24 protein-coding genes are annotated in these 25,148 nt (G+C 45.6%); 13 read left to right on the plus strand and 11 right to left on the minus strand.

The genetic code is table 11. The features are described from left to right. Positions 1–332 precede the first annotated feature (332 nt). Entirely contained in the window at positions 333–1,964 is a 1,632-nt protein-coding gene (locus ACKU41_RS03345; protein WP_321404134.1) for a bifunctional UDP-sugar hydrolase/5'-nucleotidase, read from the plus strand. Between the two features lie 52 nt (positions 1,965–2,016). Here ACKU41_RS03345 and ACKU41_RS03350 read toward each other — a convergent pair whose 3' ends face one another. The 5 genes from ACKU41_RS03350 to ACKU41_RS03370 all read right to left on the minus strand — a co-directional run bounded on the left by ACKU41_RS03350 (position 2,017) and on the right by ACKU41_RS03370 (position 7,657). Then, the gene (locus tag ACKU41_RS03350) at positions 2,017–3,111 is read right to left on the minus strand and encodes an AI-2E family transporter (protein ID WP_321404136.1); all 1,095 of its coding nucleotides are present in this window, start codon (positions 3,109–3,111) and stop codon (positions 2,017–2,019) included. Positions 3,112–3,188: 77 nt separating this feature from the next. Beyond that, positions 3,189–5,141 (minus strand): response regulator, encoded by a 1,953-nt coding sequence (locus ACKU41_RS03355; RefSeq protein WP_321404137.1) that lies wholly within the window; start codon positions 5,139–5,141, stop codon positions 3,189–3,191. Between the two features lie 164 nt (positions 5,142–5,305). Then, the gene (locus ACKU41_RS03360; protein WP_319779762.1) at positions 5,306–6,043 is read right to left on the minus strand and encodes an amino acid ABC transporter ATP-binding protein; all 738 of its coding nucleotides are present in this window, start codon (positions 6,041–6,043) and stop codon (positions 5,306–5,308) included. Continuing rightward, positions 6,033–6,815 carry an amino acid ABC transporter permease gene (locus tag ACKU41_RS03365; RefSeq protein WP_319779763.1) on the minus strand — a complete coding sequence of 261 codons (783 nt, stop codon included), beginning with the start codon at positions 6,813–6,815 and terminating at the stop codon, positions 6,033–6,035. Before ACKU41_RS03365 ends, ACKU41_RS03360 begins: the two co-directional genes overlap by 11 nt. 98 nt (positions 6,816–6,913) lie before the next feature. Beyond that, positions 6,914–7,657 (minus strand): basic amino acid ABC transporter substrate-binding protein, encoded by a 744-nt coding sequence (locus ACKU41_RS03370; RefSeq protein ID WP_319779764.1) that lies wholly within the window; start codon positions 7,655–7,657, stop codon positions 6,914–6,916. A gap of 198 nt (positions 7,658–7,855) precedes the next feature. On the opposite strand from ACKU41_RS03370, the gene ACKU41_RS03375 reads away from it, so the two are divergent. From ACKU41_RS03375 to ACKU41_RS03390, 4 genes are all read left to right on the plus strand, one after another. Further along, complete coding sequence (locus tag ACKU41_RS03375) at positions 7,856–8,023, plus strand: hypothetical protein (protein ID WP_319779765.1); 168 nt, start codon at positions 7,856–7,858, stop codon at positions 8,021–8,023. Between the two features lie 60 nt (positions 8,024–8,083). Continuing rightward, positions 8,084–8,902, plus strand: coding sequence for a transporter substrate-binding domain-containing protein (locus ACKU41_RS03380; protein ID WP_321404141.1), 819 nt, complete (start codon positions 8,084–8,086; stop codon positions 8,900–8,902). Positions 8,903–9,062: 160 nt separating this feature from the next. After that, a complete protein-coding gene (locus ACKU41_RS03385) occupies positions 9,063–10,076 on the plus strand; it encodes an amino acid ABC transporter permease (protein ID WP_321404143.1) in 1,014 nt (337 codons plus the stop codon). Continuing rightward, positions 10,076–10,807 (plus strand): amino acid ABC transporter ATP-binding protein, encoded by a 732-nt coding sequence (locus ACKU41_RS03390; RefSeq protein ID WP_319779768.1) that lies wholly within the window; start codon positions 10,076–10,078, stop codon positions 10,805–10,807. Before ACKU41_RS03385 ends, ACKU41_RS03390 begins: the two co-directional genes overlap by 1 nt. 89 nt (positions 10,808–10,896) lie before the next feature. Here the strand turns inward: ACKU41_RS03390 and ACKU41_RS03395 are convergent, their stop codons facing one another. Next, entirely contained in the window at positions 10,897–11,100 is a 204-nt protein-coding gene (locus ACKU41_RS03395; RefSeq protein ID WP_319779769.1) for a hypothetical protein, read from the minus strand. 1 nt (position 11,101) lies between these two features. Next, complete coding sequence (locus ACKU41_RS03400; protein WP_319779770.1) at positions 11,102–11,788, minus strand: PilZ domain-containing protein; 687 nt, start codon at positions 11,786–11,788, stop codon at positions 11,102–11,104. A gap of 206 nt (positions 11,789–11,994) precedes the next feature. On the opposite strand from ACKU41_RS03400, the gene ACKU41_RS03405 reads away from it, so the two are divergent. The 8 genes from ACKU41_RS03405 to ACKU41_RS03440 all read left to right on the plus strand — a co-directional run bounded on the left by ACKU41_RS03405 (position 11,995) and on the right by ACKU41_RS03440 (position 19,122). Further along, a complete protein-coding gene (locus tag ACKU41_RS03405) occupies positions 11,995–13,113 on the plus strand; it encodes a response regulator (RefSeq protein ID WP_319779771.1) in 1,119 nt (372 codons plus the stop codon). A gap of 82 nt (positions 13,114–13,195) precedes the next feature. Further along, the gene (locus tag ACKU41_RS03410) at positions 13,196–13,549 is read left to right on the plus strand and encodes an STAS domain-containing protein (protein WP_321404147.1); all 354 of its coding nucleotides are present in this window, start codon (positions 13,196–13,198) and stop codon (positions 13,547–13,549) included. Positions 13,550–13,629: 80 nt separating this feature from the next. Continuing rightward, positions 13,630–14,613, plus strand: coding sequence for a nucleoside recognition domain-containing protein (locus ACKU41_RS03415; RefSeq protein ID WP_321404149.1), 984 nt, complete (start codon positions 13,630–13,632; stop codon positions 14,611–14,613). Positions 14,614–14,628: 15 nt separating this feature from the next. After that, positions 14,629–15,009, plus strand: a complete 381-nt coding sequence (locus tag ACKU41_RS03420; protein WP_321404151.1) for a RidA family protein — start codon at positions 14,629–14,631, stop codon at positions 15,007–15,009. A 622-nt stretch (positions 15,010–15,631) separates the two neighbouring features. Then, entirely contained in the window at positions 15,632–16,117 is a 486-nt protein-coding gene (locus ACKU41_RS03425) for a tRNA (cytidine(34)-2'-O)-methyltransferase (protein WP_319779776.1), read from the plus strand. Positions 16,118–16,224: 107 nt separating this feature from the next. Next, positions 16,225–17,247, plus strand: coding sequence for a dTDP-glucose 4,6-dehydratase (gene rfbB, locus ACKU41_RS03430; RefSeq protein WP_321404153.1), 1,023 nt, complete (start codon positions 16,225–16,227; stop codon positions 17,245–17,247). Beyond that, positions 17,244–18,128 (plus strand): dTDP-4-dehydrorhamnose reductase, encoded by an 885-nt coding sequence (gene rfbD / locus ACKU41_RS03435; protein ID WP_321404154.1) that lies wholly within the window; start codon positions 17,244–17,246, stop codon positions 18,126–18,128. The genes rfbB and rfbD overlap by 4 nt, the downstream gene beginning before the upstream one ends. A 19-nt stretch (positions 18,129–18,147) precedes the next feature. Then, positions 18,148–19,122, plus strand: coding sequence for a 4Fe-4S binding protein (locus ACKU41_RS03440; RefSeq protein ID WP_321404156.1), 975 nt, complete (start codon positions 18,148–18,150; stop codon positions 19,120–19,122). 60 nt (positions 19,123–19,182) lie between these two features. Here the strand turns inward: ACKU41_RS03440 and ACKU41_RS03445 are convergent, their stop codons facing one another. From ACKU41_RS03445 to secD, 4 genes are all read right to left on the minus strand, one after another. Further along, complete coding sequence (locus ACKU41_RS03445; protein ID WP_321404158.1) at positions 19,183–20,910, minus strand: aldehyde ferredoxin oxidoreductase C-terminal domain-containing protein; 1,728 nt, start codon at positions 20,908–20,910, stop codon at positions 19,183–19,185. Positions 20,911–21,357: 447 nt separating this feature from the next. Next, positions 21,358–22,173, minus strand: coding sequence for a sulfotransferase family 2 domain-containing protein (locus ACKU41_RS03450; RefSeq protein WP_319779781.1), 816 nt, complete (start codon positions 22,171–22,173; stop codon positions 21,358–21,360). Positions 22,174–22,391: 218 nt separating this feature from the next. Next, the gene (secF, locus tag ACKU41_RS03455; protein ID WP_321404165.1) at positions 22,392–23,465 is read right to left on the minus strand and encodes a protein translocase subunit SecF; all 1,074 of its coding nucleotides are present in this window, start codon (positions 23,463–23,465) and stop codon (positions 22,392–22,394) included. 13 nt (positions 23,466–23,478) lie between these two features. Then, entirely contained in the window at positions 23,479–25,080 is a 1,602-nt protein-coding gene (secD, locus tag ACKU41_RS03460) for a protein translocase subunit SecD (RefSeq protein ID WP_321404167.1), read from the minus strand. Between the last annotated feature and the right edge of the window lie 68 nt (positions 25,081–25,148).

Below are 25,148 nucleotides of genomic sequence, written 5' to 3' on the forward strand. Positions count from 1 at the left end.
ATCAAACCATGAAAATCCTTCACCTCTTTGATTCTGCAACCGGTTTATGAGACCTGAGACTTGAACACTGTCAACCTTGTAATAACCTTTGGAGATTGTTTCAGTTGGTACACTACGGGTAGAGCAGCCGCAAAAAACAAAAAGAGATATCATTCCCAGCGGAAACAACAAAAATAATCTCCTAAAACTGAATAAATGCACCGGGCCCTGCCTTATTGAAGAAATATTAAACGGTAATACTGGATTAATAACAGAAACTGGCCTACGTTAGGGGTATATTCAAAATACACATTACTACTCACAGCTTACACCCAAAGACCATGGAATCAGTTATGCGTTTACTTGCAATCGCAGCAGTCTTTTTAGCCATCACAACTCTCACTTCCCCCGCCCAAGCAAACCGCTGGGACCTGATTATTTTGACTACATCAGGGCTTAACGGGCAACTGCTCCCTGCAGAAGAAAAAAATGATCAAAACGCTAACGCCATGGTACGTACTTTCGGAGGATTTGCAAGAATTCAGTCGATATTTGAATCATATAGAAGAAAATATCCCGGCTCTACAATTACAGTGGCCACCGGAGACGACCTTATGGGTGAAGCACTGACAAATGCAAAAGGAAAAACAGTATTCAATGCCATGAACATGATGGGATTCGATATCTCAACCCTTGGCAACCACGAATTTAACAGAGGATCAAAATTACTGGTCAACTGTCTGAAAAACAAAAAATTTCCCACCGTAGTCAGCAACCTGAAAATCTCCGCGGGCAACCCTCTCAGAAAATATATAAAAAAGACTGAAATCATTGAAAAAAATTTCGTTAAAGTCGGATTTATGGGCATGATACTGCCTGAACTTAAACTGATCTCAAATCCAGGCTCAGGGATTTCCGTACCGGCGGACATAATCAAATCCGCCCGCCAGACAGCCCGCAAACTAAAAGAAAAAGCGGATCTTATCGTTCTTTTAAGCCATCTGACCCTTGAAGAGCAAAAAACACTGCTGCAGAAAGTCCCGGAAATAGATGTCATATGCGGAGGGCAAAGCTATAAGGATATTTTGCCCGGACAGGAAAAAATAGCTCGAGACGCTCTCACCCCCGGATTAATGGTCCAGTGCGGAAGTCAGGGACGCTATGTGGGAGTTTTAAAAATAAGCATGGATGATAAATCCATCCGCAATCACGAATGGACCATCATCCCCGTAACCGACAACACAATCGAAGATAGCCGCATCAAATCATTTCTTTCAGCAGATGCTGAAAAAAGCTACACCGAACCGGTTCCACTGGCTGTAACCTCTACTCCTCTTGACACCCGTGCTAAAGTAATCAGAACTGTGGACACTCTGGCCGGAAACATTGTCAGCTCCATCTTCCTTGAAAAATTCAAGACAGACATAGCCTTTCAGAACGGAGGCGGAATCAGGGGGGATAAAATTATTCCCGCAGGACCAATCACAGACAAGGATATCAGCACCATGTTTCCATTCGGGAACAAAGTGACTATAATAAAGGTCACCGGAAAGACCCTGAAACAGATTCTTGAGCGCTCGGTACACAGTCTTCCCGCGCCTTCCGGTGCATTCCTTCAAATTTCAGGTCTGCAATTCACTCTTGACCTCAAGGGCAATCCACAGGAACTGGAACTTGATGAACGCGGCAAACCCGTAAAAATAAAGACACCGGGATCTCGAGTATCTGACATCAAAATTCTCGACACATCCGGGAAGTACAAATTGATAAACGAGAACCGCAAATATTCGATTGCTACTAATTCATACCTTGCCCGAGGTGGCGACGGCTACATAATGCTTGAAAAAATTCCGGGAAAAGTTGAAACATTTGTCAAAATTATTGATGTTGTAAAATCCGGGATGCTCAAAATGAAAAAGCTCAAAACAGAATTCCGCCCGGTTATATACAGCCCGGACGGAACTCAACATAATCAAAAAGATTAAATTTACCCGTCTGCATCAACGGCCTGACAAATCTTTCATAGACGGTAAAATTTTAACTTTTATGAGTAAGTACATCCTGAAACTCCACACCGTAAATATGGAGCATTACCATCAGGAACGAAAGTATTAGCGGACCGTAAAGAATTCCCAATGGACCGAAAGCATTGATTCCACCAAGAATGGCAAGGAAGACATAGATAGTAGAGACCCTCGACGCTTCACGGACAATAAGCGGACGCAGCACAGTGTCTATTCCGGTTACGAGTATCCCGCACCAAAGCAACAAAAATATCGCAACCTTAAGTTTTCCTATAATTAACAGATAAATTGTTGCCGGCATCCATATCAATCCGGTTCCCAGTACCGGAATCAAAGAAGCGAAACTCATCATTGTACCCCAGAAAAGAGCCGGGATACCGGCAATAGCCAGTCCAATCCCTCCGACAACACCTTGCAATACAGCAATAAAAAGACTTCCGAAAAGAACTGACTTGGATACTTTTCTCAAGCTTTCAATAATAAAATCTTCCTGCTCTAAACGTAATGGGGAAAGATACCTGAGCCGGTCAATAAAGCGGTCACCATCTTTAAGAAAGGAAAAAACGAGAAAAATCATTATCAAAAAATGAGCAACAAGACTTGCCATGTTCCCAGCCAGCCAAGTGCCTGAAGTCAGCATTGCCTGCCCGAAACTTCTTGAAATTTCGAGTATTCTGGCCTGAATATCGCTCGAACTGATCTCTAAAAAAGGAAATTTCTGTTCTATCCAGTGCAGATAGGTATTGTAATGTTCTGAATTGAAAAACTTTGAAAAATCAGTTGTACGCAACCATTCGTTGATGGCAGAGACGGAATCCACCCCCTGCCCGATCAAACCGAAGAAGAAAACCACTGCCGGGATAATAATTGCAAAAACAATAATGAGTACGGTCAAGAAGGCCCCGACTCCGGGTCTCCCCCCAACACGTAGGCAAATTTTTCTGCTCAAAGGATAAAAGATCCCGCTCAGAACAACCGATATGACTATCGTGTTAATAAAAGGTTTAATGACGGAGTAGCCCAGCGCAATTGCAGAAATCAAAAGCAGAATAAGAAAGAAGGTATAAATCGCCGGAGATTTTATTATTTTGTCGTCGGGGGCAGCCATGCTCAAATCCTTAAATATAACGGGTTAAGTTGAGAGACGCCCATACTTCCAGATATAAAAAACAAGCACAATTAAAATCAGGAAGATTTGAAAATATAATCAGCCATTTCCGCAAGAACGTTATCGGCTTCACCCTTCATCTTAGAAATCAACCCATGTGTTGTAACCAGATTTCCATGTTGCAGATATTTTTCTATTTCCCGGGAAAGTATAGACAATTTATGGGCTCCGACATCCAAAGACAGACCACGTAAAAGCGCAACCTCACTCCTGACCTTTTCCACGTCAGTATTATCCACGGCTTCATTAAGTTTGGTAATATGCGCAGGCACCAACGTCAAAAAGTGGCGGTAAATTTCACGGACAAGTTCATCGTTACCATCAAGGCGGGCAATGGTGCCCTTTAAATCAAGGCTGGTAAGTTTTTTTAAATTCTCTTGAGATTGAATACGAATAGGACTCTTGCCCTCGCCTCTTTCCACAACTGAAAGCATAGCTTCCATCAATCCGGCAGAATTAAAAGGCTTGGACAGATAACCGTCCATGCCGACCTCAAGACAGCGCTCCCGGTCCCCTTTCATGGCATGTGCCGTAAGTGCCAAAATAGGAATCTGCGGGTCTACATTCTCAATATAACCTGCACGGATAAGCCGCGTGGCTTCCAATCCGTCCATGATAGGCATCTGGATGTCCATAATAACAAGATCAAACGGCTTACCGGCCAGAAGGCTGATAGCTTCCCGGCCATTCTCAACCATTTCCAGCTCACAATTGAGATTTTCAAGAAATGCGGAAACAACCCTGCGGGTTATAATATTATCATCGGCAAGCATGACCCGCTTGAAATTGGAAAAATCATAAATTTTCTGTTCCTGCGGCAACTCTTCCTCATGACAATCATGCACGCTTTTGAATACAGCGGTAAAATAAAAACTACTGCCCTGATCAGGCTCGGTGTCCAGCCAGATTGCCCCCTGCAACATGTTCACCAGATTGTGGGTAATAGCCAGCCCAAGCCCGATCCCGCCATGCTTGCGGGTCATGTAGTCTTCCAGCTGAGTAAAGCTCTCAAAAATAGTATCCGCTTCATTACGGGATATCCCGACACCGGTATCAGAAACAACAAAAAGAAGCCGGATACACCCGGCAGGATAAGGCTCGACATCACACTCATCGGGCATCACTTCAATTGAAATGCCGCCCATATCGGTATATTTGATCGCATTGCTGACCAGATTATTCAAAATCTGGGTAAGCCTGCCGGAATCACCCTGTAATTCTCCGGACACATCAGGATGGACAAAACACTCCATCCGAAGCTTCTTATTTTCGGCATTCGGCTGATGGGAGTTCATAACCAGCGCCAGAATCTGGCGCACAGCAAAAACGCCTTCCCTTAATTCCAGAATACGGCGCTCGATCTTTGAGTAGTCGAGCATATCATTAAGCACCCGCAGCAGGGATGAAGCAGAACCTTTGATCAGCTCGACGTACTCCTGTTGTTCGTGGCTCATACCGGTACTGAGTAGAATTTCACTCAATCCCAGAATCCCGTTCATGGGAGTTCTTAATTCATGGCTGATGGTGGCAAGGAAAGAACTTTTAGCCTCATTTGCAGCTTCAGCATCGGCAACAGCCTGTCTGTACTCCTGCTCCATACCGTGTTTATAAAGTGCAATCTCAATGGAAGAACGGAGTTCTCGCTCTTCAAAAGGCTTGAGAAGATAACCGAAGGGGCCGGATAATTTGGCCCGACTGAGGGTCTTTTCATCAGAAAAAGCGGTAAGAAAAACAACGGGGATGTCGTATGTCTTTATAATGATATTTGCTGCTTCAATGCCGTCCATCTCGCCCTGAAGCTTGATATCCATAAGCACAAGATCAGGGTTGGTTGCAGCCGCTTTATCAACAGCATCCCTGCCAGTTACAGCGTCACCTGCAATTACATATCCCAAGCGTTTTAAAGTAGCCTGAATATCAAGATTGACTATTTTTTCATCATCAACAACCAGAATCCGCTTACCTGACATCAACTCTACCCCGCCAACATTAATTTAAAAATCAATTTCATCCTCCGTATAATAAATAATTACACAATTGAAAACATTTTCAGCTTATTAATTTACGCAATTACATATAAAGCCGGCCCTGAAATTTCAGAACCGGCTTCACAAAGTTGGTATGAACACCTGAATTACAGGATCTGATCCAGAAACTGTTTCAAGCGCGGATGTTCAGCACTGTTGAAGAAATCTTCTGGAGGAGCGCAGGCGAGAATCCTGCCGTTTTCCATGAATACAATTCTGTCCGCGACTTCACGGGCAAAGCCCATCTCATGGGTAACCACAACCATGGTCATACCTTCTCTGGCCAGATTTTTCATTACATCCAGAACCTCACCGATCATTTCCGGATCAAGGGCGGAAGTTGGCTCGTCAAAAAGCATAATCTTGGGGTTCATGGCCAGCGCGCGGGCGATTGCCACCCTCTGCTGCTGTCCACCGGAAAGCTTGGAAGGATAAACATTGGCTTTCTCGTGGATGCCGACCTTTTTGAGCAGATCAACAGCGATAGCCCTTGCCTCCTCCTTCTCCACACCCTTGAGGCGCACAGGGGCCATGGTCAGGTTTTCAAGAACAGTCTTATGCGGGAAAAGGTTGAATGACTGAAAAACCATACCAAGTTCCTGACGGATAGAGTTGATATCATTTTCCTTGTCATGCACGTCCAGTCCGTCAACAAGGATCGACCCTCTATTAATCTCTTCAAGACGGTTGATGGAACGCAGCAATGTACTTTTACCGGAACCGGAAGGACCGATAATGACAACCTTCTCTCCCTGCTTGATATCAAGGGAAACATCACTCAAGGCTGCAAGGTCGCCGAAGAATTTGTAGACATTCTTGATTTCAATAATGGGACTAGCGGTCATAATGATTCAACCTCTCTTCCATATGGCTTACTGCTCTTGAAAGGAGCAAAGTAATCACGAGATAAACAAGCGCGATCATGGTATACGTTTCAAAATACTGAAAACTCTCAGCTGCAAACTCACGTCCTCGCCTGAGGATATCCGCAACCGCCAGAATCGAAACAAGTGAAGAATCTTTGAGCAAGGCAATAAATTCATTTCCTACCGGAGGCAGAATAGTCCGCCATGCCTGCGGCAGAATGACCAGGAACATGGTCTCCTTCCTGTTAAAACCAAGCGATCTTGCGGCCTCTGTCTGGCCGTCATCAATAGACTCGATCCCGGCACGGAAGACCTCGCCCATATACGCACCATAGCATACACTCATGGCTATGATGGCTGAAAGCATATCCGGAACCTGAAGCACACGGCCCATGGCATAATAAATGTAAAAAAGCTGTACCAGCAGCGGAATACCTCTGACAATTTCCACATAGGTAGATGCAATCAGATTAATTACTCTATTTCTGGAAATCCTGCCCAGTCCGGTAAAAAGGCCGAGAACCAGCGCCCCGAAAATAGAACAGATGGTCACTTCAAAAGTAACCACTATACCATCAGGTATAAAAAGGAGAATTTCCCTGTATGGTTCTGGTTTAGTTATAATCAGATACGCAATAACCCCGACCGCGCCGATAAAGGAAACCCACCACGCATTCAGCAGGCCTTTATCGCTGCTGTCCGGAATACTGGCCCCATCCGTAACCTCAATCTTAACTTTTTTTTCTTTCATAATATATTTCACCCGGGCTGCATGAAAATGCCGGGACCGGTCTTTTTACATCCGATCCCGGCTCTTCATATTCAACTCAAGCCTGCTGTTCTGCGCAATTAATTGCTACCGAACCACTTGGCTTTAATTTTATCATAGGTACCGTCAGCCCTTACAGCGGCAAGACCTTTATTGATCAGATCAAGAACTTCTTTGTTGCCTTTTTTAACAGCAACACCAAGATACTCGGCTTTATCACTTTTGATTACAAAAGCGATTTTAAGTTTCTTGGAATACTCTTCCTGCTGCAGTGCAAAGTCTGCAGCAATGGGATCATCACATACAACAGCAGCAAGACGACCATTGTAAAGGTCTTCCATAGCCAGACCGATTTCATCATAAGATTTGGGGATTACGCTTTCTTCACCCTTAATGGCAAAATATCCGGTTGTACCGATCTGGGCACCGACGTTTTTGCCCTTGAAAGCGGCAAGACTGTCAGCGTCAACATCTTTGGCGGTAACAACAGACTGCTGAACTTCAAAATATGGTTCTGCGAAATCCATTACTTTCTTACGTTTTTCGTTAATGGAGACAGAAGAACAGATAGCATCATATTTTCCGGCTGCAAGACCGGCAAAAATACCGTCCCAGGCAACGTTCTTGATTTTTACTTCGTAACCAGCCGCCTTAGCACAGGCTTTCATCAGGTCAACAGAAAAACCGACAATCTGTTTATCTTTGTTGACAAACTCCATGGGCGGCCAAGTGCAATCAGAGGCAATGGTGATCACCTTTTTTCCGGCAAGAGCAGGTGTTGCGGCAAGAACAGCCAAGAGCAGGGCAACTATAATCTTCTTCATAAATATTCCTCCAAATAAGTTAAAATACCCTTAAAATCACAAGCATGAAAATTATACAAAAAAACAAACGTGTCAATAAAGGTTTCCATAGACAATATTGTTTTCAATGAATTATAAGGTAGGCAAAAAAATGTTCTCTTGAACTTTATTCAAAAAAAAGTTAATTTTGCTGATTATTTTTTCAAAGGGGCATTACTCATGAAAAACAAAGTCAAAGCAGAAAGGCAGGAGGCCGTTGAGGTTATCTGCCCCAAATGCCGGGAAACCCGAATTGTATATTTCCCAAAAGAATCAATGCCGATCTGCCCGGTCTGCAAGATCGAAATGATTGTGAAGGAAGTACTGACTGAGGGCAAATACGGTTGATCGGTATTTGCTCAGAGTATTTTGACGTAATTGCAGACAAGGACATTAAAGGAGAACGCAATGAAAAAAATTTGCATGATGCTGATCATAGTGCTGGCGCTGGGTTTTGCTGCCACTGCCAATGCAGCCGACATCGATCTGGCCAAAAAATCAACCCTTAACTCCATCCTGAAAAACGGGGAACTCCGCTGCGGCATCGCTTCCGGCTACATTCCCTTTCAGATGACTGATAAAAAAGGCCGTATCGTCGGTTTCGAAATAGACCTCGCCCGTGAAATGGCAAAAGCCATGGGTGTTAAATTTGTTCCGGTCAACATGGAATTCGACGGCATCATCCCCGCTCTCCTGACTGACAAAATCGACATCATCACCGCCGGTATGACCGTTAACCAGGAACGCAACCTGCAGATCAACTTTGCAGAGCCTTTCATGGTTGTAGGACAGACCGCTTTGGTTAACAAAAAACTTGAAGGCAAAATCAAGTCCTACAAAGACCTTAACAAGCCTGAATACACCATCGTTTCCAAGCTCGGCACCACCGGTGAACAAGCTGCAAAACGTTTCCTGCCCAAGGCAAAATACAAATCTTTCGACCTTGAGACCGACGCAGCCCTTGAAGTTCTCAACGGCAAAGCAGACGCTTTGATCTACGACCTGCCCTTCAACGCCATCTTCATGGCTGAGCAGGGCAACGGAAAAATCTTTTTCCTCGACAAACCCTTCACCTTCGAGCCCCTGGGCTGGGGTATCCGCAAGGGTGATCCCGACTTCTTGAACTTCCTCGGAAACTTCCTGCATCAGATCAAGAACGACGGACGTTATGACAGGCTCTACCACAAATGGTTCGAGAGCACTGCATGGCGTAAAAACATCCAGTAATAAGACTGATACGCAAAAGGGGGGTGGACCTACACCGTCCTCCCCCATTCATTCAGATTGCAGAAAAGGTTCGACACTGCGCCGTTTCATCGGTCCTTTTCCGGCAATCTGAATTTTTTAATTTTGAGAATATAAATTATTAAAATCGGCTAGACTAATTATGAGTGGAACATCAATGAGAGCTCCCGGCAGAGGCCGGAACTACGAAATTTTCTGGAAGACTGTTTTTTTTATCGGCCTGTTTACCACCATGTTCGGACTTTACTGGGCAACACAGCAGGTTGATTATGTATGGCGATGGGAGCGCATTCCAAACTACTTCTATTACGAAGACGAAATTAATACTACTGCAACTATTGAAGGAAGTGTAACTTCCATAAAGCAACAGGGTGAAAATGCTATAGTTACAGTTACCGGCGAAAACCACGAATCGAAACAGTATGAAGTTCCTGCTTCCGGCTTGAATGTGTACGAAGACGACACTGTTTTTGTCGGCGACACCATCGGTGTACAAAAAGAATGGAAGCCCGGTGTAATCCTTGACGGTTTGTTCGTCACGCTTAAAGTCAGTGCCATTTCCATTGTCTTCGGCATCCTGCTGGGACTATTCACCGGACTGGCCCGAATATCACAGAACCCGGCCCTGAAGCTTTCCGCCATAACATATATCGAACTTATCCGCGGAACACCGCTGCTGGTCCAGATGTTCATCTGGTATTTTGTACTGGGAACACTAGTCAATAACATGCTTGCAAAGTATGATATTTCCCAGATTCCACCACTATGGTTCGGTATCGCTTCCCTTGCAATTTTCGCTGGAGCCTATGTTGCGGAAATTGTCCGCGCTGGAATCCAGTCGGTACATCGGGGACAGATGGAGGCGGCCCGTTCTCTGGGTATGTCTAAATACTACGCCATGAAACATATTATCCTGCCGCAGGCTTTCCGCAGAATCCTGCCTCCACTGGCAGGGCAGTTCATCAGTATGATCAAGGATTCATCCCTGCTGGGCGTAATTGCCATCAGGGAATTGACCAAAGGCACAAGGGAAGCGGTTTCAACAAGTCTGCAGCCGTTTGAGCTGTGGTTCCTTTGCGCCCTGCTCTACCTGATGCTGACTTTTGCATTCTCAATGTTTGTCCAGTATCTTGAAAAGAAAATGGTGCAGAGATAATGATAGAAGTACAGAATATATACAAAACATTTTATGTTCCCCATGAAGTTCAGGCTCTTTCCAATGTTTCTCACACAGTGAACAAAGGTCAGGTTGTGGTCGTTATCGGACCTTCCGGTTCCGGCAAATCAACCTTCCTGCGCTGCCTGAACAGACTTGAATATGCTGATTCAGGCCACATATTCATAGACGGTGTGGACATTCTCTCTCCCAATACGAATATCAACAAGATTCGCGAAGAGGTGGGCATGGTCTTCCAGTCCTTTAACCTTTTTCCGCACAAGACCGTACTGGAGAACCTTACTATCGCTCAGACTGTAGTTCGTAAAAGATCTAAAAAAGAGGCCGGGGAAATAGCTATGGAATTGCTGAAAAAAGTAGGCATCCACGATAAAGCGGGCGTATATCCCACCCAGCTTTCCGGCGGCCAGCAGCAGCGCGTAGCCATTGCCCGGTCACTGGCAATGGAACCCAAAGTTCTGCTTTTTGATGAACCCACCTCTGCCCTTGACCCGGAAATGGTCGGAGAAGTTCTGGACGTAATGAAGACCGTTGCAAAAGAAGGGATGACTATGGTTGTGGTTACCCATGAAATGGGTTTTGCCCGTGAAGTTGCGGACGAAGTTGTTTTCATGGACCAGGGGATGCTCATTGAAAAAGGCGATCCCGAACACTTTTTCACCAACCCTGAATCCGACAGAACTAGAGCTTTTCTGAATCAGATTCTGTAAAAACACAGCAGATAACGACATTAGAACAAATCAAAAGGCCGTCCTGCTTTCGCAGGACGGCCTTTTGATCTTTAAATATATGAAATAAACTAATCCTTGGAGTCCCTTTTATCCCGGACATTCTTCATGGTAAATCCGGCAACACAACCGACCAGCATACCCAACAATAGGGCACGCTGAAGATCCATGAAAAACCACCCCGCAATAGCTCCGATCGATCCGCCCACAAGAATTCCGCGCGCCATACATTCCAGCAGCCGTTCGAAATTCTTATCTTCTTTCAACTCACCCACGTTACACCTTCTTAGCCTGAATTATTGCTTCAATCTGATCACCTTGTTCATCGGATAAAGACAAGAAATTAACTCCTATCCCCGGCATCTGAAGCTTTGTACCCCAAGGTACCGTCCAGTGCACTTCAGCTTTTATCGGAGCTTTGTCGTCCAATTCCATTATGGCAATCCATAAGGTATCCCCTTTCTTCCACCTTGAAACGGAATACAAAAAACACCCCTCAGGGGAAAAATTAAGTGCTACGCTCTTTTCCATCTGGCTGTGCGCAGAATTAATGTCTCTGTTCAGCAGGACGTTCAACACCTTGTTTGCTCTTTTGGTGCCACGTAAAGACCTTGCTGTAAAGTTAAGACAGCTGTCCTTGAAAAATTCGTCCAGAGTACTGCCATGCCCGGAATATTTACCGGTCGGAATACAACGAATCCCTTCACCGGCTTTATGGCTCAAACGCATAACAGGAAAATTATCGCTTAGTAGATTGGCTTCAGATTTATCAGAAGCTGAAGATCTTAAAAGCGTCGGTATATCAATAAGAAATCCGCTATACTTGACCTTGCTATGACTGAGAGCAATTTCATGGAGAGATTCGGTAACATCGAACTGAATATCAAACTCCTTCAAGGCATTGATGTATACCCCTCTATTGTCACCTGGAGCAGCGACCAGTAAGATTCTTATTTTCTCCACCCTTAACCAACCTCCAAAATCGAAATCTCTGCTTGGCTATTAGCCGTTATCAATATATACTCACAAAATAAAAAAAATACACAGTTATAACGGTTTTCAAGCACTAATATAGCTTAAGCTGAATGTTCAAACAACCACAGCTGCCTTGTTTTTGATGACCGGGCAGCAGATTTAACTCACGACCAATTTTATATCGGAAATAAATCATGGATGAAATTCCAAAAATCCTGACCATTGATGATGACGAAAGTGTCAGGCTTTCAATTGCCCACTACCTTGAGGACAGCGGGTATCAGGTTTTGCAGGCAGATAACGGTCATGAAGGACTTAAAATATTCAGGGAACAGGAACCTGATGTAATACTGCTGGACCTGAGAATGCCGGAAATGGATGGTCTCTCTGTTCTCAGACAACTAGGTCAGGAATCCCCCCAGACACCCGTTATTGTTGTTTCAGGCACAGGTTCATTCGAAGACGTCATCGCCACGGTCAGACTGGGATCCTGGGATTACATTCCCAAACCGATCACCGATCTTACTGATCTTGAAAATGCCATAAACCGTACCCGTGAAAGGGCGCGGCTGATGGTTGAAAATGAAAGGTACAAAGAAGAACTGGAACGTAAAATCCGTGAAAGGACCGAAGAACTGCAACTTATGAACAAAGTCCTTTCCGAAGAAATTTCCGCCCGCAAAAAATCCGAGGCAATTGTTCGGGCATCTCTATCAGAAAAAGAGGTAATGCTCAAAGAGATTCACCACCGGGTGAAAAACAACCTACAGGTAATTTCCAGCCTGCTCAGCCTGCAAAGCGGATATACGGAAGACCTTGAAGCAACAACCCTTCTGCGGGAATGCCAGCACAGGGTGCGTTCCATGTCCATGTTACACGAAAAGTTGTATCGGTCGGCCGACCTTTCCCGCATCGATATGAGTGAATACGCTGTGACCCTGATAAGCTTTCTGCTCCGCTCCTATTCAGCGGACGGCAAAGTCAGGCCGACTTATAATATTAAAGACATACATATGGGCATTGATTCCGCGATTCCCTGCGGCCTGATAATCAACGAACTTGTTTCGAACGCACTTACGCATGCTTACACGCGAGAGACTGGTGGCGAACTAAAAGTTTCCATGCACCGGGAGGATGGCCGCATCAAACTGGAGGTTTCTGATAACGGAATAGGACTTCCTGAAAATTTTACAATCAGCGAATCAAGAACACTGGGGATGACCCTTGTGGAAACACTTGCCCAGCAACTAAATGGGGAAGTAATTTTCTTTAATAACAAAGGGGCAACGTTTCAAATCAATTTTCCTGGATAAACTCAGACTTGATTGAATTGAAAAGGCGGTGTAGCCTGCAACACGTGATCCTTGTACAGAACCACAGAATAAGGAAAAAAGAATGGAAATCAGCTTTAAACAGATAGATGAAATAACTATTGTCAAAATTGAATCTACAGAACTGAACCACGTTGTCAGTCATGAGTTCCAGCGCCAGATCAATCCGATCTTTGAAGAAAAAAAATTCAATATAGCACTGGACATGGAAAGCGTTGATTTTATGGACAGCATGGGTATCGGCACTCTGATTACCCTGCGTAACAAGCTGATGAAAGAAAAAGGCAACATAGCCATGTTCAACATCAGTGACCGGGTTAAAAAAATTATTGATATCGCAGCACTGCATAAAGTTTTTGCACTTTACGGCACCGAAGAGGAAGCTGTGGAAGGCTTAAAAGAAAAAATGCTGGCCTAACCGAACCTTACCTTTTTGGGCCGGGCAGACAACAGTCTGCCCGGCTTTATTTTTTCCCATCCGCAACATCCGCAGCCATTATGAAATTCCTGAAAACTATCATCAGCACCACACTCGCTACAGTAAAAGATGCGGCCCGCATCAGCCTTAGTCTGTTCAAAATCATGATTCCGGTGGTAATTGCCGTTAAAGTTCTACAAGAGTTAAACCTTATAGGATACCTTGCAACACCGCTGGCTCCGATCATGAAACTGGTTGGGCTCCCCGGAGAGATGGGCCTTGTCTGGGCAACAGCTCTTATAAACAATATTTACAGTGGCTTAATAGTATTTTTAAGTCTTGCGCAAGACCAGCCGCTAACTGCCGCACAGGCTACTGTTCTCGGCACCATGCTCCTTGTGGCCCACGCCATGCCCGTTGAACTGCGGGTTGTCCAAAGTTCCGGCCCTAAGCTCGGTTTCCAACTGCTTATCCGCATGGGTGGAGCTTTCCTAATGGGGCTGATCCTGCACCTGATCTACCAGAATTTTGATCTGCTTCAAGGCCCGGCCAACATTCTGCTCACCCCGGAGAATTCAGCAATTGACAAGACTCTCCTGCAATGGGCCATAGGTGAAATACGCAACCTCATTTCCATCTTCGGTATCATATTCTGCCTGCTTTCGATAATGAAGATACTGACCAAAATCCGTGTCATCGCGGCCATGGATTTCCTGCTCCGCCCCTTTCTGACGATGATGGGGATCGGCTCCAAGGCCTCGGCATTGACTGTTGTCGGCCTTACTATGGGCCTTTCATACGGCGGTGGAATGATTATCCACGAGACCAGATCAGGACGCATAGACAAAAAAGACGTATTCTATTCCCTGACGCTGATGAGCCTTTGCCACAGCCTTATCGAAGACACCCTGCTTTTGATGATGATCGGCGGACACGTATCCGGTCTATTCTGGGGACGCTTGATAATGTCCTGTTTGATTGTTGCTACACTGGTACAGGTGACCAGATTCATCCCGGAAAAGTTTTCCGACAAATATTTATGGGGACTTCCCAAACAATCTTAAACAAAAGGATCAACCATGACCGTTACAACTGTTAATACCGAAAATGCGCCTGCCGCAATCGGTCCTTATTCACAAGCCACCATCTACAATTCACAGGCGTTTGTCAGCGGACAGCTCGGCCTTTCGCCTGAGACCGGCGAATTTGTTTCCGAGGAGGTAGAAGGACAGGCCCGCCAAGCTCTGAAAAACATCAAGTCCATTCTGGAAGCATGTGGCAGTTCCATGACCAAAGTAATCTGTGTTGACGTTTTCCTCACCGATATGAACGACTTTGCCAAGGTGAACAGCGTATACTCCGAGTTCTTTGCCTGCCACAAACCCGCACGGGCCGCTGTGGAAGTAAACGCACTCCCCAAAGGCGGACTCGTTGAAATTAAGTGTATCGCGGCTGTTTAAATTATTCAGTTTCCGACTGCACCAAACTCTCAATAATCTGTAAAACTTGGAGCAAAGCTTCCCGTTAACTATTGAGAGACCATCCGGAAGCCTTAAATAATTTTAATCAGGCTTCGCCGCCCAGCCTGCATATGATGCTGAATCTCGAGAAGGGGGCTACAAGCCCCTTTATCTACAAATTTGTAGTTCATACTTTCCAAATTCAGCAAATGAGTCGCCCAAAAACGTCCTATTTTCCGACACTAACCACGATCAATATTACTGCCTCTTTCTACAATTTCAAAAAAAATACAGAATACAAAGCAGTTACTAATCGACGTGAGATTTTGGCACGTAAGATGCTTATAAAGAATCAAGACGGACAAAAAGAACAGACTAAACAAAATAAAAATACAGGCGAAAGCCATTATAATTAAGAGTCGTTCTTAACCCCATCTGTAAAAAATGCTCTGGACTGATAGGCGAGTGCAGGAAACGGTAGAAACGAACAGCTTAAAAATTAAATTATACACAAAAGCGATTCTGCCTCCCTCCCGCGATTGATCCGGACATTTTTTTATGCCCTATTTTACACCTCTCAGGGGATTGCTCTCAGCACAATCTCCTGTTATCGATTCCAGCCATGACACAGGAAAAATTCACGAATCCTTTCAGTATAGTTCTATTTGAACCGGAAATTCCACCCAACACCGGAAATATCGCCCGACTCTGCGCCGGAACAGATACTCCGCTGCACCTCATTGAACCATTGGGCTTTTCCATTTCTGACAAACACCTCAAGCGTGCCGGGCTGGATTACTGGCCCAAGGTGAAGCTTTCGGTCTGGAAAGACTGGCAGGAATACAAAGATAATGTCAAACCACGACGGCTGGTAACTACCAGCGCAAAGCGCGGTACCCATCTTTTCAAATTTCAATTCCTACCCGGAGACCATCTGGTACTCGGCCCGGAAACACGGGGACTACCGGAATGGATGTTTGCCGAATTCAAACATGCGGTAAACATTCCCACCACGGACAACGTGCGCAGCCTGAATCTTTCCACATCTGCGGGAATCATTCTTTATCAGGCCCTATCCTGTCTGGACGGTGAAGTTTCTTTCAAATAGCAGGAATAGCACGAATCCTGCACACAATTTTGCACCTGCACTTTCTTGCATAACACAGAGGCAACAGGTATGTTCGCCCTCATAGTTTTTTAATCAGTGGAGAACTTATGCGACTTCTCATTACCGGTGGATGCGGTTTTATCGGAACAAATTTTATTTACCTCATGAAAGAAAGGCATCCGGACTGGACTCTTTTCAACCTTGATAAACTAACTTATGCCGGAAACCGCAAAAACCTGCTCCAACTGGAACAGGATGCCGATTCCGGGTACACGTTCATTCACGGAGACATCTGCGATAAAGATTTTGTTACTTCCGTGCTGCACGATTATAAAATAGATGCAGTAGTCAACTTTGCAGCTGAATCCCATGTTGACCGTTCCATCAATGATCCCGCACCTTTTCTGACCACGAACACCCTCGGTGCCCAGAATATGATGGAATGTGCGCGCAATGCCGGAATTGAAAAATTCGTTCACGTATCCACTGACGAAGTATATGGCACTCTCGGCCCTGATAATCCGGCTTTCAGTGAAAAGAATCCCCTTGAACCGAACAGCCCATACTCCGCTTCCAAGGCCGGTGCGGACCTCATGGCCCGTGCCTACTTTGAGACTTACAAATTTCCCGTTTCCATCACCCGTTGCTCTAACAACTACGGTCCTTACCAGTTTCCGGAAAAACTCATCCCGCTCATGTTCATCAAAGCCAATGCGGATGAAAGCCTGCCCATCTACGGCGACGGCTCCAATATACGGGACTGGATTTACGTTGACGACCACTGCACAGGCGTTGAATTGACCTTGCTCAAAGGTCAGCCCGGCAAAGCTTACAACTTCGGCGGAGCTGCGGAAAAAACCAACCTTGAGCTGGTTAAAGAACTCCTGAAAATTCTCGGCAAAGACGAATCACTCATAACTTATGTCAAAGACAGACCCGGTCATGACATGCGCTATGCCATGGATTACTCGCTGGCAGAGAAAGAACTGGGATTTACTCCGGCAGTTGCCTTTGACGAAGGAATCCGCAAAACCGTCGAGTGGTACAAGGAAAACAGCGACTGGCTAGAAGAAGTCCGCAGCGGAGCATACCGCGAATTCATGGACCAATGGTACGGAGAGCGAAAATGATTGAATTAGCAGGCAAAAAGGCCGTAATCCTCGGCGGAAAAACCGGCCTTCTAGGGCAAAGCCTAGCTGAAAAATTGCAGGCTCAAAAAATCGTTACCATCCCCCTGTCCCGTTCTGACTTCGATCCCCTGAGCGAAGAAGCCCTGACAGCATTGCTGGAAAGAGAAGAACCGGACTTCATTTTCAACACCGTGGCTTACACGATGGTTGATCAGGCCGAAGACGAAGAAAATAAAGCCCACCTGCTGAACACAACTCTGCCTGCAACTCTGGGCAGACTATGCAAACAGTTTAATGTAAAACTGATCCACTACAGTACAGATTTCGTCTTTGATGGCAAAAAGGACTCGCCCTACACCGAAGAAGACCCGACCAACCCCCAGTCCGTATACGGAGAGACTAAACTGGCAGGTGAAAAGCGGCTTTCGGAGTTGGGCTACAACGAGATTCTGATTATTCGTACGGCGTGGTTGTTCGGCCCGCACAAAACAAATTTCGTACAGAAGATTCTGAATTTCGCCAAAGAACGTGAGAGCCTTACAGTTGTCCATGACCAAAACGGTTCACCGACCTATACCCCTGATTTAGCTGAATATACCATTGAACTACTTAAAAACGACGCTTACGGAATTTTCAATGTAGTCAACTCCGGCAAGGCAAGCTGGTGCGAACTGGCCACCGAGGCAATCGATAGCTGCGCCATCAACTGCCGGGTCGACCCGGTCCCGACATCCGCCTACCCCACAAAAGCAAAGAGACCGCCCTACTCTGTTCTCGATACTGCCAAATTCACGGAAGTAACCGGGATCACTCCACGCCCATGGGTACAGGCTCTGCGGGACTACGTATACAACGACCTGAAAGATAATCAGGAAGACTAATCTTCCCGACAAAGGAAAAATGATAAAAATATCCCCAAAACTAGTGCGGGATTCTATCCAGTTTGCAATGACACTGTTCTGCATCTGGGTGGGATACCGCTTTTATCTTTTCTACCAATGGATGATCGGTAATTCAGACATTGCCGTAAGCAAACCCGGTGCTGTTGAAGGATTCCTGCCCATCAGCGCCCTGCTTTCCCTGAAACAGCTTTTCAGCAAAGGCGTATTCGATGAAATCCACCCTGCCGGACTGACCATCTTCATCGCAGTCTTGGTCATGAGCCTGATCGTACGCAAAGGTTTCTGCGGCTATCTGTGTCCGGTAGGCTTCATTCACAACCTGCTAAACAAGATTGGGAAAAAAATCGGTAAAACCGTAACCATCAAAGGCAAGCTTGAATTCGGGCTGCTTATCCCAAAATACATATTGCTGGCCTTTTTCCTGAATAGTGTTTTCTTCAAAATGGGCGGACGGGAACTGGATGCCTTTATTCACTCTCCGTACAACTTCACCGCCGAAGCACGTATGATGAACTTTTTTACTGACATGAGCGTAACGGCTGCTTTGATCATAGGTGCAATTCTGATACTTGGTATTTTCATACCCTACTTCTGGTGCCGTTTCCTCTGTCCATATGGGGCCTTGCTGGGAATTCTTGCCAAAATATCTCCGGTGGCAATCAAAAGAGACCCAGAAAAATGCATCAGTTGCGGCAAATGCAATAAGGCTTGTCCCGGCGGAATTGAAGTTGATCTTAAGCAGACTGTTAATTCTGCAGAATGCATCGGTTGCACCCAATGCATTGATGCATGTCCGGTAGAGGACTGCTTAAATGTCACCGACAGATTGAGCCGGATCAAACTGCCATGGTATATAATCGCTGCAGGCTCATTGGTCATTCTGCTGGTTTATTACTCCGCTGCCCGGTTCACCAACCACTGGGATTCTCCATATCCGCTGGAAATGCTGCGCAAATATTATATGATGATGTAAAAAATTAAGCCCGGTCGAGAATTTCTCAACCGGGCTTAACTCATTTTATCTTAAGCAGCTTTAGACTTTTGCAGCCTGAAGTTCTTCAACAGTGTATTCCCATACAGTGTTGTGAGGCTCAAGCTTTTCTTCGCAGAAGAAACGGGGCAGCTGGTCATCATTCTTGGTGAAACCGGCCTTGCGGTTGAAATCAAGTTCATCCTTAAGGGTATTTACACCGAGTGCAATGAAGTCATCAGCGGTAAACTCAATTCCGTGGGTAGCAGCGACGAGGTCGCACATGCACTGAACGGCATCTTCGGTATCCAGAACCGCGAAGGCTACAAACAGACAGAGGCCGAGGCCGTCAATAGTTGCGGTAGCAATCTGGAGGTTCTTGGAAAGTTCGATCTGTCCTTCCTTGGAAAGAGGATCAACATCACCACCGACCTTGAGGATGTTGGTAGCTACAGCATAACCGGCAGTATGGTCACCGCCCATGGGAGTGGTAGCGTAGGTAACGCCGACACCCTTTACGGAACGGGGATCGTATGCGGGAAGTCCCTGACCTTTTACGGTAGGGATGCGATCTACGCCGAAAGCCTGACCCGCGAAATCTGCACCGTTACCGATGATGCGGCCCATAGCATCGGAAGAACCGACTTTCTTGAGCAGTTCGATACCAGCCTTGCTGTCGCCCCAGTTAAGAACCCCACCGTCCATTGCAACTGCCATGGTACAACCCATTTCAATGGTGTCGATACCTTTTTCGTCACATATGCGGTCCATGGTGGCAATATCGTCAATATCATTGATCAGGCAGTTTGCACCGAAACCCCAAACGGTTTCGTACTCAAAACCGGAGGTCAGGTAGTTGCCGTCTTTGTCATTATAGCGCTGAGAGCACTGGATAACACAACCGGTATGGCAACCTTCTTTGGTCTTACCACCACGGGATTCAATGACTTCAGCAATTTTTTCACCGGAAATGTCGGCAACATCATCAAAACGACCATAGCGGAAGTTCTTGGTGGGCAGAGCGCCGGCTTCGTTAATGATATTAACGAGAATAGCGGTACCGAACGCAGGCAGACCTTCACTGGTTACGGGATGGCCCATGAGGATTTCAAGCCAACGTTTACGGGCAACTTTGAATGCTTCTTCATTAACAGGCTTGACACGGCCCTTTGCTGCAGAATCAAGAACAACTGCCTTGATCTTTTTGGAACCCATAACTGCGCCCATGCCGCCACGGCCAGCGGAACGTGCGGGATTCAGGTGAGGGTCGGAAAACTGGATAGTGGAAGCAGCCAGGCACTGCTCACCGGCAGGTCCTGCCAGAGCGGTAACAACTTTGTCGCCGTACATTTTTTTAAGTTCTTCGTGTGCGGGGTAGTTGTCCATGCCCACAATAGGAGAAGCATCTTTAAACTCTACACGGTCAGCATAAATTTCAACAATGGAAAACGGGGCGTCAGTTTCAGGCTTGTCTTCAAAGATAATAGCCTGAATGTCGAGACGGGGCAGAACCTGTGCAAACTGTCCACCGGAGTTACTTTCCTTGATACCACCGGTCAGAGGAGACTTTGCACCGCAAGAAAGCCTGCCGGAGTTGGCAGCGCCTGAACCGGCGAGGATACCGGCAGCCCAAACGAGCTTGTTTTCGGCGGAAAGAGGATGACAATTACCGGGAACTTCGGTGTTTACGACTCTTGAAGTCAAAGCGCGTCCGCCAAGACCTGCGTAATCACCGAGTTCTTCGAATTTGAACTCCTTGGTACGGGTATTAATTCTAAGGATTCTGGGCATAACAACCCCCTATAAAATTTAAAAATTAGTAAAATCCAACCTTCGTTTTAAATAAAGCATTTCCGTTAATAAGTGTTAAGATTATATACCTACAGTCATTATTGTCAAAGAATTTAAATTATATCCATGAAAGCACATAAGTTTTTATTATATCTTTTTTGACATATTACCGTTTTGGTTTGTATTTTATTAAAAGATAATCACATACAACATAAAAAACAACCCCAATACGCTTCAAAATAGATCATTTTTTCATCTCAATACAAAAAGTACATATGTATACATTCCAATTTGAACATTTTACAACTTGAATAACATTATAAAGCGCCTACTCATCGACAACATTTATTCCAAGCCAATAAAAAAAACGCAAAAAAAAGAGTACGCCCATAGGCGCACCCTACCCAAAATTCATACCGAATAAATATACAATTATTACAGAAACAATTACTTACCTAAAATAAAATCTGCATCTTCATCTTCATTTTTCTGCATAAGAAGATCTGCTATCCGCTGATAACGCTCATTCATCTTCTTAAAAAAATTCAACTCCTGCTTAAAATCGGTTCCCAAATCACTAACACGCTGTTCAAAGAGACGGCATGCAAAATCATAAAGTTCAATATCCGACTGGTTATACTCTTTCACAACAGCAACTTCGTCGTCAGTAATCTCACTTTTTTTACGCCTGACATTACGCTTTTCGTACAACACGTTTTCAAGATTCATCATTCTTTTCAGCATCAACAGACTCTCATCAAATCGCTCGGTAATTCCAAAAAGATGCATTTTTTGCAGATTTTTCTTTGCTCTTTCAAGCATAGAGCCACCAGTTCCCTCAGCACCGCAAAGCGACCGAGTCATCAAGTCCTTTCCCCGATAAATAAGCTCAGGACGTTGACTACTGACGTACTCGGTTAAAGTAATCTTCTCAGTGTTTAAATAATGGTACAGATGGTGTCCGGGCCAGGTGCGCAGAAAATTATACTCTGAGACAACTCGTGAAACTGGATCTCGCAAAAAAGTGAACGCGTATTTGCCTAGAAAACCGGAAAAAAAATCATCAAAATTATGAACAAAGATATGGCCTTGAACTAGCTGGATATGTTCCATATCTTTAGCGGTAATGCCTTTAAAGTAATCAATCTCTTCTTTTGTATATACGGAACAGATGGTTTCTTCAGGAAATTTGGCAGCAAAAATATGATTTAAAGTTGTCCCTGCGGTTTTGGGAATATGCAAAAAAAAGAAAGGGTAATGCACAACGACTCCTTACGCCGACAGGAACGGCTGAAACTTATCTATTTGAATATCCCGTTAATTATACATTCATTTTTATCAAAATATTAACTCTAAATCAATTGAACTTAAAATGAAGAAAAGCGATCTATAGATTCTATCAAAAGCCACACAATGCATAAAAAAAGCGGGAACAGCATAAACTGTCCCCGCTTTGAATAAACCTTGAAAGGGTACTGAAACTAAGCTGCTTCAGCTTCACCTTTGTCGTCTTCAATTGCGCCGGGACCGAATCCGAGAAGGATGGGGCTGGCAACGAAGATCGAGGAATAGGTACCAACACCTACACCGATGAGCAGAGCGAGGGCGAAATCATGGATTACACCGCCGCCCAGAGCAAACAGGGCCGCAACAACCAGCAGGGTGGTGCCGGAAGTAAGGATGGTTCTGCTCAGAGTCTGGTTGATACTGATATTGATGGTCTCTGCAAGTGACTTACTGACCTTGCCAAGCAGGTTCTCACGGATACGGTCAAAAACGATGATAGTATCGTTCAGGGAGTAACCGATGATTGTCAGCAACGCCGCGATAATGGTCAGATCAAACTCCTTGCCGAGCAGGGAGAAGATACCGACAGTGATCACGACGTCATGAATGAGCGCCACAATTGCACCCAGTGCGTAATTCAACTTCAAGTACCAGCAGAGTCCCACAGTAATGAACAGCGCACCGAAAATAAGCACTGTGGTGGACATTCCCAGCAGCTGCAATGCACTGATTCCGGCAAAAAGACCACCGGCCATGATTGCCGCTGCAAACCAACGCTGCTCAAAACGACCGGAAATATAAATCGCGATCAGGAGCACAGCAAAGTAAAGGGCCTCGATAGCCTTGGTGCGCAGGTCGGCACCGACTTTGGGGCCAACCATTTCCAGACGCTGGATTTCAAATCCGGTTCCTTTCAGACCGGACTCCAGCCCGGCTGAAATATTGTTCCGAACCTCGGAAGAACTGATATCGGAAGATGAAGTCCTAAGCAGGATTTCATTATCATCATCATGACCGAAGCTCTGGACAACCAGTCCGGGAAGCTTGGCTGCCTTCAAGGCGCTTTTAACGGTTTTTACTTCAACTTTCTTATCAAACTTAACCTGAACCACGATACCGCCGGCAAAGTCAATGCCGTACTTTGGGCCGCCGTTCATAATAAGCGAACCGAGCCCGAGCAGGATCAGCAAAGCGGATATCATGAACGCTTTGTTCTTTGCTCCGATAAAATCAATCTTGGTATCGGGTTTAATTATCTGCAATCCCATTTATTCACTCTCCTTAAATGTTCAGCGGTGCATCGGCGGCACGCTTGGAGGTGTAAAGATCAAACAAGATGCGGGTCACGAAGATAGCAGTAAACATGGAGGTAATAATACCCAGAGTAAGTGTTACCGCGAAACCGCGCACCGGCCCGGTACCGAACTGGTAAAGAATAACCGCAGCAATCACAGTGGTGATGTTTGCGTCCAGAATGGTCAGGGTCGCCCTGCTGTAGCCTTCAACAATAGCGGCTTTAGCGGTAAGTCCCCGTCTGAGTTCTTCACGAATTCGCTCGAAAATAATTACGTTAGCATCAACGGCCATACCGATAGTCAGAATGATACCTGCAATACCGGGAAGAGTCAGGGTTGCACCGAAAGCTGCAAGACCTGAAAGGATCAGTATCACGTTAAGCACCAGCACAACGTCAGCCACGAATCCGGCAAAGCCGTAGTAGGCAAACATAAATACAAGTACCAGCGCACTACCGACGATAGCGGCAGAGATACCCTTGTCAATGGATTCCTGTCCAAGGGAAGGACCGACAGTTCTCTGCTCAAGGATTTTAACCGGAGCAGGAAGAGAACCGGCACGCAGAACAATAGCGAGGTCGTGGGCTTCATCAGTTGAGTAGCTTCCGGTAATGGAAGCACGGCCACCGGCAATCTTATCCTGAATGGTAGGCGCGGAATAAACTTTGCCGTCCAGAACGATAGCCATCTGCTTTTTGATGTTTTCACCGGTAACCCGTTCAAAAATTCTTGCGCCCCTGCTGTTAAAGTTCAGGGTGACGTAAGGTTTGTTGAACTGGTCGAAACGGGTCTGGGCATCAGTGATATATTCACCGGTCAGCATAGCGTCTTTTTTCAGGACGATGGGCTTTTCAATATAAGAACCGTCAGGGAGTCTGTGTCTGATCACAGTAACTTCACGCCCCGGAGCCACAATGCCCTGTTCAGCTTTTTTAAGATCAGCGTTTTCATCGACCAACTTAAATTCAAGGTGGGCGGTTTTACCGATAATTTTAATTGCCCTTTCAGGATCCTGCATACCGGGCAACTGCACCTGAATGCGATTACCCTGCTGCTTGCGGATATCCGGTTCGGCAACACCAAACTGGTCAATTCGGTTGCGGATGGTCTTAATTGCCTGATCCATGGTCAGCTTGGTCAGGTACTTTTTGTATTCCGGGGTGGGAGCAAAAACGTAAGTGACTTTGCCGTCAGGCTTCACTGCAGTGCTGAGGATAGTCAGGTTTCCGAAGCTCTCCTTGACAATCTTTTCCAGCTCTTCCTTCTGGGATTCTTTAAGAAGAACCGCTTCGATTCTCTCGCCTTTAAGCACTTTAGGCTTCAATACAATTACACCTTCCTCGCGAGCAACGACCTTCAGGTCATCCCCCATACGGGCAAGGTTGTTATCCATGGCTTTATCCATATCCACACCAAGTGTAAGATGGATACCGCCCTTGAGGTCAAGTCCCAAACTGATTTTGTCATCAGGCAGGAAGCGAGCCATTCCCGAATTCTGAACCGCAGGCAGTGAAGGAAGGAGGTAAGCAACTCCAAACACGACAACAAGCAGGGTCAGGACTATTTTCCAACGAAGACTCCCGTTCATCTCCTCTCCCTTTATAAATTCAACTAGGATAGGTTACAAAAACACTAAAAAGGCAAGCACTTCCGGGC

This window comes from Maridesulfovibrio sp., from assembly GCF_963678865.1.
Classification (GTDB): domain Bacteria; phylum Desulfobacterota; class Desulfovibrionia; order Desulfovibrionales; family Desulfovibrionaceae; genus Maridesulfovibrio.

Bases quoted from the DNA above. Each gene is read 5' to 3' on its own strand.
- ACKU41_RS03410 (WP_321404147.1), top strand. From the start codon at position 13,196: ATGGAAATCAGCTTTAAACAGATAGATGAAATAACTATTGTCAAAATT.
- secF (WP_321404165.1), bottom strand. From the start codon at position 23,465: ATGGGATTGCAGATAATTAAACCCGATACCAAGATTGATTTTATCGGA.
- ACKU41_RS03370 (WP_319779764.1), bottom strand. From the start codon at position 7,657: ATGAAGAAGATTATAGTTGCCCTGCTCTTGGCTGTTCTTGCCGCAACA.
- ACKU41_RS03360 (WP_319779762.1), bottom strand. From the start codon at position 6,043: ATGACCGCTAGTCCCATTATTGAAATCAAGAATGTCTACAAATTCTTC.
- ACKU41_RS03385 (WP_321404143.1), top strand. From the start codon at position 9,063: ATGAGTGGAACATCAATGAGAGCTCCCGGCAGAGGCCGGAACTACGAA.
- ACKU41_RS03445 (WP_321404158.1), bottom strand. From the start codon at position 20,910: ATGCCCAGAATCCTTAGAATTAATACCCGTACCAAGGAGTTCAAATTC.
- rfbB (WP_321404153.1), top strand. From the start codon at position 16,225: ATGCGACTTCTCATTACCGGTGGATGCGGTTTTATCGGAACAAATTTT.
- ACKU41_RS03415 (WP_321404149.1), top strand. From the start codon at position 13,630: ATGAAATTCCTGAAAACTATCATCAGCACCACACTCGCTACAGTAAAA.
- rfbD (WP_321404154.1), top strand. From the start codon at position 17,244: ATGATTGAATTAGCAGGCAAAAAGGCCGTAATCCTCGGCGGAAAAACC.
- ACKU41_RS03420 (WP_321404151.1), top strand. From the start codon at position 14,629: ATGACCGTTACAACTGTTAATACCGAAAATGCGCCTGCCGCAATCGGT.
- ACKU41_RS03405 (WP_319779771.1), top strand. From the start codon at position 11,995: ATGGATGAAATTCCAAAAATCCTGACCATTGATGATGACGAAAGTGTC.
- ACKU41_RS03365 (WP_319779763.1), bottom strand. From the start codon at position 6,815: ATGAAAGAAAAAAAAGTTAAGATTGAGGTTACGGATGGGGCCAGTATT.
- ACKU41_RS03440 (WP_321404156.1), top strand. From the start codon at position 18,148: ATGATAAAAATATCCCCAAAACTAGTGCGGGATTCTATCCAGTTTGCA.
- ACKU41_RS03350 (WP_321404136.1), bottom strand. From the start codon at position 3,111: ATGGCTGCCCCCGACGACAAAATAATAAAATCTCCGGCGATTTATACC.
- ACKU41_RS03375 (WP_319779765.1), top strand. From the start codon at position 7,856: ATGAAAAACAAAGTCAAAGCAGAAAGGCAGGAGGCCGTTGAGGTTATC.
- ACKU41_RS03390 (WP_319779768.1), top strand. From the start codon at position 10,076: ATGATAGAAGTACAGAATATATACAAAACATTTTATGTTCCCCATGAA.
- ACKU41_RS03380 (WP_321404141.1), top strand. From the start codon at position 8,084: ATGAAAAAAATTTGCATGATGCTGATCATAGTGCTGGCGCTGGGTTTT.
- ACKU41_RS03345 (WP_321404134.1), top strand. From the start codon at position 333: ATGCGTTTACTTGCAATCGCAGCAGTCTTTTTAGCCATCACAACTCTC.
- ACKU41_RS03355 (WP_321404137.1), bottom strand. From the start codon at position 5,141: ATGTCAGGTAAGCGGATTCTGGTTGTTGATGATGAAAAAATAGTCAAT.
- ACKU41_RS03425 (WP_319779776.1), top strand. From the start codon at position 15,632: ATGACACAGGAAAAATTCACGAATCCTTTCAGTATAGTTCTATTTGAA.
- secD (WP_321404167.1), bottom strand. From the start codon at position 25,080: ATGAACGGGAGTCTTCGTTGGAAAATAGTCCTGACCCTGCTTGTTGTC.